Annotated in this window: 15 protein-coding genes; 2 read left to right on the top strand and 13 right to left on the bottom strand. The window is 34.2% G+C overall.

Going from position 1 to position 13,048, the window contains the following annotated elements:
* Window positions 1-39 precede the first annotated feature (39 nt).
* Window positions 40-726: an MtnX-like HAD-IB family phosphatase gene (locus PI85_RS02910; RefSeq protein WP_036121129.1), complete on the top strand. Its 687-nt coding sequence runs from the start codon at window positions 40-42 to the stop codon at window positions 724-726.
* A gap of 52 nt (window positions 727-778) precedes the next feature.
* On the opposite strand, the gene zupT is transcribed toward PI85_RS02910, so the two are convergent.
* The 8 genes from zupT to PI85_RS02875 all read right to left on the bottom strand — a co-directional run bounded on the left by zupT (window position 779) and on the right by PI85_RS02875 (window position 7,877).
* A complete protein-coding gene (zupT, locus tag PI85_RS02905; protein WP_008175159.1) occupies window positions 779-1,588 on the bottom strand; it encodes a zinc transporter ZupT in 810 nt (269 codons plus the stop codon).
* Between the two features lie 164 nt (window positions 1,589-1,752).
* Window positions 1,753-2,361, bottom strand: coding sequence for a phosphatase PAP2 family protein (locus PI85_RS02900; RefSeq protein WP_036121133.1), 609 nt, complete (start codon window positions 2,359-2,361; stop codon window positions 1,753-1,755).
* 83 nt (window positions 2,362-2,444) lie between these two features.
* Window positions 2,445-2,573, bottom strand: a complete 129-nt coding sequence (locus tag PI85_RS25005) for a hypothetical protein (protein WP_255350091.1) — start codon at window positions 2,571-2,573, stop codon at window positions 2,445-2,447.
* A gap of 26 nt (window positions 2,574-2,599) precedes the next feature.
* Window positions 2,600-3,499 (bottom strand): hypothetical protein, encoded by a 900-nt coding sequence (locus PI85_RS02895; RefSeq protein WP_039391042.1) that lies wholly within the window; start codon window positions 3,497-3,499, stop codon window positions 2,600-2,602.
* 413 nt (window positions 3,500-3,912) lie between these two features.
* Window positions 3,913-4,533 (bottom strand): response regulator transcription factor, encoded by a 621-nt coding sequence (locus PI85_RS02890; protein WP_008175164.1) that lies wholly within the window; start codon window positions 4,531-4,533, stop codon window positions 3,913-3,915.
* On the bottom strand, window positions 4,508-6,796 hold the full coding sequence (locus PI85_RS02885) for a sensor histidine kinase (protein ID WP_233301581.1): 2,289 nt from the start codon (window positions 6,794-6,796) through the stop codon (window positions 4,508-4,510). Before PI85_RS02885 ends, PI85_RS02890 begins: the two co-directional genes overlap by 26 nt.
* A gap of 5 nt (window positions 6,797-6,801) precedes the next feature.
* Window positions 6,802-6,960 carry a competence pheromone ComX gene (comX, locus tag PI85_RS02880; RefSeq protein ID WP_008175167.1) on the bottom strand — a complete coding sequence of 53 codons (159 nt, stop codon included), beginning with the start codon at window positions 6,958-6,960 and terminating at the stop codon, window positions 6,802-6,804.
* Window positions 6,961-6,974: 14 nt separating this feature from the next.
* Window positions 6,975-7,877 (bottom strand): polyprenyl synthetase family protein, encoded by a 903-nt coding sequence (locus tag PI85_RS02875; protein ID WP_144422565.1) that lies wholly within the window; start codon window positions 7,875-7,877, stop codon window positions 6,975-6,977.
* Between the two features lie 338 nt (window positions 7,878-8,215).
* Between PI85_RS02875 and PI85_RS02870 the strand changes: the two genes are divergently transcribed.
* Window positions 8,216-8,755, top strand: coding sequence for a hypothetical protein (locus PI85_RS02870; RefSeq protein ID WP_036121143.1), 540 nt, complete (start codon window positions 8,216-8,218; stop codon window positions 8,753-8,755).
* A gap of 103 nt (window positions 8,756-8,858) precedes the next feature.
* On the opposite strand, the gene PI85_RS02865 is transcribed toward PI85_RS02870, so the two are convergent.
* The 5 genes from PI85_RS02865 to PI85_RS02845 all read right to left on the bottom strand — a co-directional run bounded on the left by PI85_RS02865 (window position 8,859) and on the right by PI85_RS02845 (window position 12,915).
* The gene (locus PI85_RS02865; protein WP_008175171.1) at window positions 8,859-9,173 is read right to left on the bottom strand and encodes an antibiotic biosynthesis monooxygenase; all 315 of its coding nucleotides are present in this window, start codon (window positions 9,171-9,173) and stop codon (window positions 8,859-8,861) included.
* A gap of 1 nt (window position 9,174) precedes the next feature.
* A complete protein-coding gene (locus PI85_RS02860) occupies window positions 9,175-10,194 on the bottom strand; it encodes a siderophore ABC transporter substrate-binding protein (RefSeq protein WP_008175172.1) in 1,020 nt (339 codons plus the stop codon).
* A 66-nt stretch (window positions 10,195-10,260) separates the two neighbouring features.
* Complete coding sequence (locus tag PI85_RS02855) at window positions 10,261-11,022, bottom strand: ABC transporter ATP-binding protein (protein ID WP_008175175.1); 762 nt, start codon at window positions 11,020-11,022, stop codon at window positions 10,261-10,263.
* Window positions 11,019-11,972 (bottom strand): iron chelate uptake ABC transporter family permease subunit, encoded by a 954-nt coding sequence (locus tag PI85_RS02850; RefSeq protein ID WP_008175176.1) that lies wholly within the window; start codon window positions 11,970-11,972, stop codon window positions 11,019-11,021. The genes PI85_RS02855 and PI85_RS02850 overlap by 4 nt, the downstream gene beginning before the upstream one ends.
* A complete protein-coding gene (locus PI85_RS02845) occupies window positions 11,965-12,915 on the bottom strand; it encodes an ABC transporter permease (RefSeq protein ID WP_036121145.1) in 951 nt (316 codons plus the stop codon). Before PI85_RS02845 ends, PI85_RS02850 begins: the two co-directional genes overlap by 8 nt.
* Between the last annotated feature and the right edge of the window lie 133 nt (window positions 12,916-13,048).

Here is a 13,048-nt window from a genome sequence, read left to right as displayed (position 1 = left end):
TAACTACTACGATGTGCGCTTTTCTAAGGAGGAACTATCTTGAAGCCAATTATATTCTGTGATTTCGATGGCACAATAACAGAAACTGATAATATCTTTTCTCTGATGACGGAATTTGTTCCACAAGAATCTGAGAAAATTGCAAAAGCTATGATGGAGCAAACCATTTCGTTTAAAGATGGGCTCTCTGCCATGTTTCATTTACTTTCTACTCAACAGAAAGATGAAGTCATTCAATATCTTATGGAAACAGCTATCATTCGTGAAGGCTTTGGAGATTTTGTTCGATATGCTCAAAATCATGCCATACCATTTTACATTGTAAGTGGAGGGGTCGATTTTTTTATTGAGCCTTTAGTAGAAAAATACGGTCCTTTCTCTGGTATTTACTGCAATACAGCTGACTTTTCTGGTGAGCAAATTAAACTAATTTATTCAAATAGCTGTGATGAGGATTGCGCAAAATATAGCATACAAGGGTGTGGTTGCTGCAAGCCTAGCGTTATGCGGAAGGTAGCAAAAGAAGATCATTTTAAAATCGTTATTGGTGATTCTCTTTCAGATTTTGAAGCTGCTAAACAAGCTGATATTGTTCTGGCTAGAGATCATCTCATTCAACACTGTGAAGAGCTTCATGTTCCATATAAACCATTTATCACATTCCACGACTGTTTAAAAGTTGTACAAGAACTTATAGAAACCAAACATACTATACCAGCAACTTAATATACGACTATTAAAAAAGGGAACCACATGAATGGCTCCCTTTTTGATAGACTTATACTAATAACACAAGGCTGATGGCCATGACAGCCATTCCCGCTACCAAACCATACATAGATAAATGAGTTTCATCATACCTCTGCGCTGCTGGTAATAATTCATCCAATGAAATAAAGACCATTATGCCTGCCACTCCAGCAAAAATGATGCCAAACATTACGTCTGTTAAAAATGGCATAAGGAGCAAAAATGCTACTAATGCACCGACGGGCTCTGCTAACCCCGATAAAAATGATAATTTAAAAGCCTTTCGACGATTACCCGTTGCAAAGAAAATTGGTACAGACACTGCTATCCCCTCTGGAATATTATGAATTGCTACTGCTATCGCAATGGCAATCCCTACATTTGGGTCATTAATAGCTGACATAAATGTAGCTATCCCCTCCGGAAAGTTATGAATTCCAATAGCTAGAGCTGTAAAAATACCCATCTTCATCAAATGATCTTCATTGACCTGTGGCTTTATTGCATTCACATCTTCCACTAGTTTTACTTCATGAGGATTTGTAGATTTTGGAATGAATTTATCGATTAAAGCAATGAATAACATGCCACCGAAGAATCCGGCGATTGTCATCCAATAACCATTCGTAGTACCTAATGCATTCGTTAAAGCATCTTTAGCCTTAACGAAAATCTCAACAAGTGAGACATAAATCATAACGCCTGCAGAAAAACCCAATGCTAGCGATAAAAATTTTGTATTTGTTCGTGATGTAAAAAACGCTATTAAACTACCTACCCCAGTTGCAAGCCCTGCAAATAGAGTCAGACCAAATGCTAGTAAAACGTTCCCGTCCATACCCTTCTTCCTTTTCCCTTTTTTTTATTGTACTCATCTTAACGCAGAAGTTTCCTAAGAGCAATTCTTTTTTACAAGGTAAATATCGCTCATGCCCTTCCTTGATCCTTTTGCACAGAAAAAAGCAGTATCAAATCCGATGAATTTGATACTGCCCTCACAACCTATTTATGATTCGATTGGAATGTTCTTTTGCGACGTTCATACCAGATGACACAAATGATAAACCAAGTATAGCCCATACTCCAGCCTGCAAGTACATCCGTAGCAAAGTGTCTAGCACCAGCTATACGAGATAATCCTATAAGCACCATCAGAATCGTAGCCCCAACCCATAATAGGATTTTACGACTTTTACTGTTATTTTCAGCTAATATATAAGCAGTTGCAAACAAATACAGAATACCCGTCATAGCATGTCCAGATGGAAAACTATACGATGTTAATTGATCTTCAATTTCAGGTCGCGCTCGTTGGATCCACTTTTTTAATACTTGATTTAACACATTCCCTGCTGCAAATGTTAAAACAACAAATAGCATGCCTCGATAATTTTTTGTCTTCCACGCTAAATACACAATCAAAAGTACTGCTACAATGACAACAAATATAGGTTCTCCTATATAATGAAAGACTTCAATAAATTGATTGCCAAAAAAGACATCTGCCATTTTCGCATCAAATTTATTCATCCAATCACTTCGAAAAGTAAATTTCAGAAAAATAAAAATAATTAGTGTAATAATTGCCAAAGGATAGGCCCATTTTTTCATACGTTCACCTCAAAAACATACTGCTATGATCTTCACATCATAACATAACTATGTCCGAACTAGAGGGAGAGAAGCATTAATTTTTATAAATACATTTTACATTCTTCAGTGACAATCATGGCCTGTTCATTAGGCTTGTTAAAATAATTAGAGACGACCAATGCAACAATGAATAAAATGGCCACAATAGGTAGAATTTTCCTAAATATCATCAACACACCTCTGTTCCACATCTATATTATTTGATGAGTACTGGATCAAACAGCCAATCCTTTGGATCAAAGTTTCGATCTTTTTCTCCTCTTACTTCACGAGAGATTCCATGTTTTATAATCACTTCTCTAAATCTTTTACTAAATAAAGTTTTTTTATAAAGATATCTTCCATCATGACTCCATTCAGTTGAGTAAAAGACATCGCCTTTTAACGCAGCTAAATCTTCCTGATGATAAATATCTGGCCCCTTGATAACACCATTTAAACCACAGCTACATGGAGGTTGTTCAGTTGCAAAGTATAATTTCACTCTATCTTGACTACAAGACGGTAGCATTTGTGTTGGAATAATTTGATAAGCTGGCTGTTTACCTTGCTCAGGTCCCTGATGGATTACCTCTAAAAATTCAAAGCCTTCTAGTTTTTCATTTTTCAATAGTGCTACCAGTTCCTCTGAAGCTACCCAATATCCACTTACATGAACTAAATGACGTCCTTTCATGTGTGAAGTATCAATAACTATAGGAGATAATTGCTCTTTATCCATAAGTCCGCAATTTTTACAATGAGTACTTAAAGAAAATAAAGTTCCTTTATCCTCTAGAAACATCTCGGGTGAATTTCCTGTTGAATTTAAAGTAAATAATGGTGCCCGTTCATATTCCAAATCAGAAAATTCAAAGTAGAAACGCTCTCCTATTGAGACAATGCCAAATTCACGCTCTAATGACTCGTATACTGCAGCTACTTTCTCATATGTTACATCTTCATTTAATGTAAAAATAGGATTAAATTTTGTTTTTAAATTTCTCTTTCTAATTTCAGGCGCACCAATAGCAATACCATGACGATTATAAACGTTAATCACTTGATCTTGACTAGATTCATCTATAGAAAACAAATTTTCGAGTTCTACTTTCACAATACACGCCTACCTTTATAAAGTTTTATGGTGAAGTATATTGACTGCTAGTTACCATTCTATAATCTACCTTTTACATAGATAGTCAGGTTCCTTTATTTTGAAGAAAATCATTTGTATTATTACTCACTATAGCAAATCTACTTAACCACGGTAATTTAAGCGTACCAGTACTTATACCGATATTTCAACTTCGGGTTTACGCCATTTTTTTGGCGTGATTCATACAGAAATATGGCGTGATTTGGCGGACATAAAAATACACCGCCACTTTTTTGGCGGTGTTAGAAAATTTCATAGTAAATCCAGCATAATAATGAGGTATATTTTCCCAGAAAATTATATGAGAAGAATTTTTGTTATAAAGTACCTTTTAATAGAAAAATACACCAACAGTATAGCATGGAATTTCTTTAGAGTAAATTCATTCTTTCAGCAAGATTCACAGCCTCTGTTCTTGAATCTACATTTAGCAAAGAAAAGAGCTGTGTTAAATATCTCTCAGTAGTTCGCTGAGGAATATTCAATTCAATAGCAATGGCTTTATTTGTATGACCTTCTGCAATCAGTCTTAAAATTTTCTTTTCTTTTTCATTTAAATGAATATCTTTAGCACTTTGCAATTTAAATTTATCATCCAGAAAATCTAAGAAATTTTTTGGTAGAACAAATTCACCATTTGCAATCGCTCTAACTGTCCGTATGATTTGCTCCTTAGAGGCCGTTTTCGCTAAAATGCCTTCTATTTTTCTCTCTAAAATAAGGGGATAATAATCCGTTATATCGTCTCCTGTATAAAGGATAACGGAAGCATCCGACTGAATAGATTTAATATGACGGGCTAAATTAATACCATTTTCCAATGGCATGTTAATATCAATCAGGTAAATAGCATATGGTTTATTTTTTATTCTTTGTATAACACATGTGGCATCACTTTCAGTATCAATTATAATATCTTCATTTTCGTGAAATAAATTTTTAGTTCCCTCTAAAACTATAGGGTGATCATCCACTATGAGCATGGTAATCATGTGTTTCACTCCCTTCTTTAACTGCTATTCTAATAGACATCCCTTGGTTTAGTTGTGAGTCAATATAAAAATGACCATTAAAGGCTTTTACACGCTCCTGCATACCTCGGATGCCCATTGACTCTGCTACGATAATATCCTCTACATGACACCCTACACCATCGTCACTATAGATGATTTCAAAACCATCATTCATTTCCTTTAGATGGATTTCAACAGCTGTTGCATAGGAATGTTTTAAGGCGTTATTCAGTACCTCTTGAAATAATCGATAAATCATTAAATTCATACGCTCATCTTCTAAATACAGTCGATCTATTGAATAAATTAGAACAAAATTAGCTCTTTCTTGAACCTTTCGAATTAACTTTTCTAATGCAGCATTTAAACCTAATGTATCCAGTAATGGAGGCTTTAAATTCTCACAGTATGATCGTAATTCATGTAGAGAGTCAACCATCTGCTTATGAATTTTTGCAAGCTTCTCCTGAATGTCTGTTGTATCCTTTGCATTAACAAGGACATCCACCTCTCTTGCAATATGAAGTTGTTCCTGCAAATTGGTGTCGTGTAGCTCTTGGGCTAACTGGTACTTTTCTTCTTCGAATCTCAACCATAACAGCTTATTAAGCCACGGCAGTTGGCCGTCATCAGCTTGCTTCATATGCTTCAATTCCTCTAATAGTTCTTCCACCATCTTTGTATTTTCAATAAAATTATTTACATACAATAGGAGCAATTCGAGCCATAGTAGCTCCTCATCTTTTAAATGAATTGTATTGTTATGCCCCAGCACTAATGCTCGTTTATAATGAACATCCTGATGGAGAAATGCTAAATAAATTTTATCAATCTTACGTATTTCTCCCAATCTTATATCATCCATTGTGTCAGGATGTATCAAAATTCTCTCCCCACTATTTGTAAGGAATTCATTCGTATCATAGTTATAAGTTAAAACAAAAACATCCTCTAGCTCCAAATGAACAGAAACCTCATATGCGAATTTCTCTAAAAGCTCATCCATTTTAATAGTTTTCCCTATTTTATCTACAGCCGTGTACAGCTGATGAATATAATCACCTTTTGTTGAAAATAATATTTTCCGCTTACGATAGTCAACTTTTTCTTTTACATAAAAGAGTATGACTAGCGAAGAAAATGTAAAGAAGGACACGCCTGACATGACAGTGATTCTTAAATATTGACCGGCAATGAAATACAAGCCAACTGTGAACCATAAGGTAAATAGTAAAGAAAAAATAACATAGTAGCGCAATCTAGTAATATGATACTCGATATCAAATAATCGTTCTGCTAATTGTGTAAATATAAAGCTAAAAGGTATCAGTAATAAAAATAAGGAGCTGATCTCAGATGAAAGGATATACGTATGAAAAAGGATTTTTGGAAGTACATATAAAAATAGAAATGGTAAAAACGGAATCATTATACTACTTAATAAAATCTTCAACTGAGGTGAGCTATATTTGAAATAGCTTATTAATAAAATACCTAAGATAATAATAAGCAAAATAAGGAACATAAATAATACAATATTCGAAAGTATATCATTAGAAGCAGGGAAAACAGTTCCAATACAAGCCAATATAAAACCAATCAAAGGCATTAAATAAAAGAACCGGATATTATTCGTAAACATCCATTTCGTTTTCATAAATGCAAAATAATTTTTTAAAAAATGTAATAAAATCACTAAACATAATAACATAGTAGTACGATTTACAATAATCCCTATCCCATCTAACCTACCCGAAACTCCACTACTTACATAAGCTAGCGAGACAGCTAATATAAAAAGAATGAGTAAATCTGTTAACCTAGTATTTCTTTGCTTGAAATATAAATAAAAAGCAACAAATAACGTTAATAAATAATAGCAAGCTGGAACTATTAATACATAAAAAAATTGCTGAGGAATATCTAAATGTTTAATATGTATATTTTTGATTTTCCCATCTGGCTTCATAATTGTAAGGTCATTCGCAGATAGTATTTTTGATTTATATTTCAATTGATTTAGTTCGGCAATCGGGCCATCATCTACGTTTAAAACAGTATCACCAATGGATATATTCTGCCCCTTAGCCCAATCTTTATAATATAGTTGAGATACTAGCCATTTACCATCTTTTTCTTCTACCCCAATTTCAATATATGGCGCGCTATAATTCACAAAATTTAAATATAAACCTACCACTAAATAAAGAACTATAGCTGGCCAAAAAAACTTGTTACGCAAAGTTTTTAGTTCCAAATTTCACTTTCTATATTCATTTCATCAATAAATGCTTCTAAAATTGCCATTTGTTCTATAGATGAAATTCCAATTAATGAGGCTCTTTGTTCTTTTAATAATGCAACTAGGCTTGGGTTTTTTTCTAAGTACTGAATTACATTAATCATCCAATCGCTCCTCATCACTTTATTAATTTTTGTAGGTAGTCTTTAGCTAAATCATTTAATTCTATATTTTCAAGATCATTTATTGCCTTCAATTTATAGACATTTTTCACAGTAACTGCATAACGTATTGCTCCGCCATTTGTCAACTCATTTTCTGCTTCTTTATGATCCAAAATTGTAACTATATCACCATTATAATAGTCAGCTACAGATTTTGAAACATCATTTTTCTGTGATAAAAGATAAATAATCGGCAAGGAGAATCTTTTATTTAGTAGGTCATTTTTAGGTCCCCATGCTTTCAAACTTTGGATATCGTTTTTAATTTGTTGGATAATGCCTATGTATTTTCCATAAGCCTCTACTTCTTTGGATACTTCCCCTTTGGCAAGAACCTCTCCTATTAAGCAACTCATCGCTGTTAAGGAACCAGATTTAAGTGTAATCATGTGTATATAAGAATCTTCATCCCGGCAATTATTTAATAAGTCCAATTGTTGACCACTAATACTTTTTAATGCACATTCTTCAAGTATTGTTATAGCAGCTCTTTTATGTTCAAAGGAAGTTTCGTTAATTGTTTTTGAAGCCATAATCAACATAGCTAGAGCAACATTTAAAGAAAGTTCTGGCGTCCTGCACCAACTATTATCTGAATCCTTATCTTGAAGATCATCAATAATATCAAAAGACAGTATTAAGAGTTCAACCGCTGCAGCGATTTTGTAAATGTCGTCATTTACAAAATGTGAAAACGCCTCGTAGTGCCAATAGCATAATTTGCCAAAAGAAAAACCTACTTCTATTTTTTCTTCTTTAAAGCTTTTAAACAGCAATTTTAGCTCATGATCAAGAAATGTTTCATTTTCAATAAGAATGTCTAATGATTTATTAATACACTCATCCAACCCGTTCAATAGTCCTCTCTCCCTCCCGATATATTAATAAATATTATATATATTAGTGGGAATTAATACTAGCAGTGTCAATATTTTATACATATAATCCCATAGTTTCTTATATAAAGAAGTATCCCGCCAAAAAGTGGCGTTAATTATACAAACCACGCCATTATTTTGTTAAATATTAGTTATAATATGGCGGTAGAGAACTATGTACCGCCATAAAATTGGCGTAAACTCACCATTGAAATGGCGCTATGACAGATGTTACGCTTATATTAATATAAATTGATTTTCTCATTGTCCTGATAGATTGATGAACATGAATTTTTTTGTACTGGGAGTGTTTTAAAATGAAAAATGGATTTAACGAAACTGTTTTCATACTTACGGCTACTTTTTCATGTAATATCTCTGTCTCAGCTGAAGAAATTACAATTAAAAAGCCTACAGGGGAGCAACTACGAATTGAACAGATTATTATTCAATCTGAGTTAAAAGCTTATCAAGAAACCTTAAAGGTCTATAAAAAGCTTTCAACCTTTTCAAACTTAATTAGTGATGTTCCTGGATTTGAAGATACATTTCAGCAAAAAAGAGATTACTATATTCAGCAATATGGCATTATTAAAATTTCGAATGACAACCTATCTAGTATGCCATCAGTCAATCCATTAACCTTTGGATTAAATATAGCGTCATCTACCGCTTACATGACTGCAAACTACACAATTATTAATGCTAGAGGACTGGCAGCGGTGACAGAATCATCTATAACTCATAGGCTAGATGAAAATACTAGCATCTCAGGGCTTTCCATTAATGAAAGCACTATTTCCTTTAATATGGATGCTACATTTTGTAGTTCAATAAAAACACCGATTACCCATTAGTTTGAATAAGCTGATAGCAATGGCATCCCTTTTCGTTCCATTGTTATCTGCTTTTTATGTACAACAAAAAGGTGCCTCAATCGCTTGAGACACCTCTAGGCTATTAACCTTTTACATAATATACTTCTTGTCCGCTTTCAATGATATGATCAGGCTTTGGCTTACCTGCGCTTGCCTTATGACCAGCAATATGCTCAGGGCTCTTCTCCCAATTCTTCCATGCTTCTTCTGATTCCCAACGAACCATCACTAGCACTTCCTCATCACCACGGCGAACTTTCTTAACAAGTACCTGTTTATCAATGAAACCAGGTTGTTGTTCAAGTAATGATGGTCCGTTTGGATTAGCACCAAAACGTTCCACCACTTTGTCCGAATTCCCTTCCGTCACAACGATACGTTTAATTTGTACAAACATATTAGTTAAACGCCTTTAATACATCTTCAACTTTTAACGTTTCAGATTGTAAACCGCCACCTGAAAGGTACCAAACTTCTGGATCTAGGTAGAATACTTTACCGTTTTTCACAGCGTTTGTTGCACTTACGATTTCATTTTCAATTGCAGCTTTTGTACCTGATTCACCGTTTTCATTTACAACAGCGTCACGGTCAACTACAAATAGAATATCAGGGTTCGTTTCACGAACATATTCAAAACTTACATTATCACCATGTGTGCCAACTTTAACTTTCTCATCAGCAGCTTTCACACCAAATACATCATGAATAACACCGAAACGTGAACCAGAACCATATGCTGATAATGCGCCTTCACTACCTAATACGATTAAAGCTTTCTCTTCTGATGCAGTTGCTTTGCCTTTTACTTCTTCAACTTTTGCTTCATATGCAGAGATTGCATCTGCTGCTTCTTTTTCTTTACCAAAAATTTTACCAGCTAATTCTGTATTAGCTTTGAATGATTCTAGGAAGTTTTTGTTATCTACACCAATGTAAACTGTTGGTGCAATTTTAGATAACTCAGCATATGCTGCTGACGCACGACCAGAGATGAAAATAATATCTGGGTTGATTTCAGATAATTTTTCATAATCAGGCTCGAATAAAGTACCAGCATTTACATAAGTGCTATCTTTATATTTGCTTAAGTAAGATGGTAATGAATCTTGTACTACTGCAGTAGGATTAACACCTAGTGCATCTAGAGTATCTAAGAAACCATTATCAAAAACAACAACTTTTTCTGGGATCTTATCAAGCTTTACTTCTTCAAATGTAGTATTACCATCGCGACCTTCAATAGTGCTACCTGGAATAGTTAGTGGATATGCTGAAGAAGCCTCGTTTTGTTCTTCTGCAGGTTTGTCAGTTGACGTACCTTTATCTTCTTCTTTTGCTTCGTCTTTTGAACCGCAAGCAGCTAAAACTAATAGCATCATCGCCATTAATACTGTTAGTAATTTCCATTTTTTCATTTTAAAAATTCTCCTTTAAAATATATTTTATAGTTAAATGGATGGTTAAACCATCTGTTACTATTTCTAAGAATTAAAATAAACACAAATTCGGCAGCCATCCTGCTCTTGAACAGGGATATCCATATCATAGATTTCCTTCAATGCGTCCGAGTTAATAATATCGTTGGTAGAACCGTTTTTCACAACACGGCCATCTTTTAATGCAACAATATTATCTGAGTATACTGATGCAAAATTAATGTCATGGAGTACAATTACAACTGTTTTCCCTAACTCATCCACTAGCTTACGTAAAATCTTCATAATCTGAACAGAATGTTTCATATCTAAATTATTCAACGGCTCGTCCAGTAAGATGTATTCTGTATCCTGAGCAATAACCATTGCAATAAAAGCCCGCTGACGTTGACCGCCTGATAATTCATCTAAGTAATTATGTTGAATATCTTCTAAATTCATATATTGAATAGCTTCATCCACTTTTTCTTCATCTTCGGGTTTTAAATTTCCTTTTGAATAAGGGAAACGACCAAAGGATACAAGCTCACGAATCGTTAAGCGGACATTCATAAAGTTAGACTGTTTTAATATGGATACGCGCTTAGCGAAATCATCTGATTTCCAGCGTCTTACATCTGCTTTGTCGAGTAGTACTTCACCAGTATCTGCATTCAGCAAACGGCTCACCATTGAAAGTAGCGTGGACTTTCCTGCACCATTGGGTCCAATAAAAGACGTTATTTTCCCTGAAACAATGTCAACACTTACATCTTGAACGACAGGTTTTTTCCCGAAAAACTTCGTAATTTCTTTGACTTGTATCATCCTGCTGACCTACTTTCTCTTAATAATAAGTAGATGAAGTATACTCCACCCACAAAATTAATAATGACGCTTAGTGTAGTACTGAAAGTGAATACTCGTTCAACCATCCACTGCCCACCGATTAAAGCAATAATACTCATTACACAAGAACCAGCAATTAAGACGGAGTGCTTGTATGTTTTAAAATACTGATACGATAAATTCGCAACGATTAATCCAAAGAATGTAATTGGCCCAACTAGCGCTGTCGAAACAGAAATCAAGATAGAAGCTAAAATTAACATGCGTTGTACCAGCTTATCATATGGTACACCTAAATTAATTGCTGTATCTCGTCCTAAAGACATGACATCTAATTGATTCATATGACGCCAACCATATATAAATGTTAGTAAAATGATTACACCAGCAAGCCAAACTAAATCTGAATTAACATTGTTAAAACTTGCAAACATTTTACTTTGTAAGCCTAAAAATTCATTAGGATCAATCAATACTTGGAAGAATGTTGTGATACTTCCTAAGAACGTACCGACAATCATACCAACAAGGAGTAAGAAATATATTGGTCGCTTTCCTTCTTTAAACAAAACTCTATAAAAAATTAAAGCGAAAACAATCATTGATACAATAGCAAGGGTAAAATTATAGTAAATATTGATAACTAAAATAGATGTAGAGCCAAAGAAAAAGTAGATGCATGTTTGAATCAACATATACAAAGCATCTAATCCCATAACACTTGGCGTTAAAATTCGATTATGGGTAATGGTTTGGAAAACCACTGTTGAATAGGCAATAGCTATACCCGTTAGCCCCATCGCTATAACTTTTATGACACGTCTCGGGAAGGCATAGTGATAATTCCCATTTAACTCCCAAAATAGATACAATAAGATAGCTATCACGGCAAGACCCAGTAAAATGAACATTCTTGTACGATTACGCATATGCTCTCCCCCTAAACAACATGACTAGGAAGATGGCACTTCCAATTACACCAACAGTCATACTAATTGGTATCTCATAAGGGAAAATCAGTACGCGTCCTAAAATATCGCAGAATAATAAGAATGACATACCAAGTAATGCTGTATGCGGCAATGTTTTTGCCAAATTATCACCTTTAAACAGTGAAATAATATTCGGTATGATCAAGCCAAGGAACGGAATGACACCGACTGTTAGCACCACTGTTGTGGAGATAAGAGCCACCAATACTAAGCCTAAATTCACCACAAGCTTATAGGATAGACCAAGATTTTTAGCAAAATCCTCACCCATACCAGCTACTGTAAAACGATTGGCATAAATATAAGCTAAAATAAGTACTGGTACACTTATGTATAACAGTTCATAACGGCCTTTCATGATTAATGAGAAATCTCCTTGTAACCATGCAGAAATGTTTTGGATAATATTTGCCTTATAAGCAAAGAACGTTGTTACGGAAGACAGGATATTACCATACATTAAGCCAATAAGCGGTATAAAAATCGCATCTTTAAACTTAATTCGATTTAATATTTGCATAAATAATAATGTGCCGGCTAAAGCAAATATGAAAGCGAAGGAAATTTTTTGGAAATACGTGACATTCGAGAAAAACATCATGGAAATCAATACACCCAGTCGAGTGGCATCTAAAGTACCTGCTGTCGTTGGTGATACGAACTTATTCCTACTTAAGCTTTGCATAATTAAACCAGCAATACTCATACCTGCACCTGCTAGCAAAATAGCAACAAGTCTAGGTACACGACTAATTAAAAATAGTCTAGTTTCTTCTGATTGGAAGTCTAATAGATCACTTGGTTTAATATCTACTACTCCGATAAATAGCGATACTATAGACAACACAACAGTTGCTGTTAAAAGATATCTTATTTTCATAGTAATCCCCGGTAGATTTCAATTTTGTGTGTAATGAATGTGTAGTGAAAATGATTATCATTACTCACGATTTCCATTATAGTCATGTTTTCATTCTCAGTCAACCTGTAAATGAGAATTATTCTCGGTTTAT

It is taken from the genome of Lysinibacillus sp. A1, assembly GCF_000801965.1.
GTDB classification, from domain to species: Bacteria; Bacillota; Bacilli; order Bacillales_A; family Planococcaceae; genus Lysinibacillus; species Lysinibacillus fusiformis.
Note: the sequence above shows the minus strand (reverse complement) of the source record. Positions and strands in the feature narration are given on the sequence as shown.

What these genes read in the sequence shown, in the direction of transcription:
- zupT (WP_008175159.1), bottom strand. Translation starts at nt 1,588, where the DNA reads ATGGACGGGAACGTTTTACTAGCATTTGGTCTGACTCTATTTGCAGGG.
- PI85_RS02900 (WP_036121133.1), bottom strand. Translation starts at nt 2,361, where the DNA reads ATGAAAAAATGGGCCTATCCTTTGGCAATTATTACACTAATTATTTTT.
- PI85_RS25005 (WP_255350091.1), bottom strand. Translation starts at nt 2,573, where the DNA reads ATGATATTTAGGAAAATTCTACCTATTGTGGCCATTTTATTCATTGTT.
- PI85_RS02890 (WP_008175164.1), bottom strand. Translation starts at nt 4,533, where the DNA reads ATGATTACCATGCTCATAGTGGATGATCACCCTATAGTTTTAGAGGGA.
- comX (WP_008175167.1), bottom strand. Translation starts at nt 6,960, where the DNA reads ATGATTAATGTAATTCAGTACTTAGAAAAAAACCCAAGCCTAGTTGCA.
- PI85_RS02870 (WP_036121143.1), top strand. Translation starts at nt 8,216, where the DNA reads ATGAAAAATGGATTTAACGAAACTGTTTTCATACTTACGGCTACTTTT.
- PI85_RS02865 (WP_008175171.1), bottom strand. Translation starts at nt 9,173, where the DNA reads ATGTTTGTACAAATTAAACGTATCGTTGTGACGGAAGGGAATTCGGAC.
- PI85_RS02860 (WP_008175172.1), bottom strand. Translation starts at nt 10,194, where the DNA reads ATGAAAAAATGGAAATTACTAACAGTATTAATGGCGATGATGCTATTA.
- PI85_RS02855 (WP_008175175.1), bottom strand. Translation starts at nt 11,022, where the DNA reads ATGATACAAGTCAAAGAAATTACGAAGTTTTTCGGGAAAAAACCTGTC.
- PI85_RS02850 (WP_008175176.1), bottom strand. Translation starts at nt 11,972, where the DNA reads ATGCGTAATCGTACAAGAATGTTCATTTTACTGGGTCTTGCCGTGATA.
- PI85_RS02845 (WP_036121145.1), bottom strand. Translation starts at nt 12,915, where the DNA reads ATGAAAATAAGATATCTTTTAACAGCAACTGTTGTGTTGTCTATAGTA.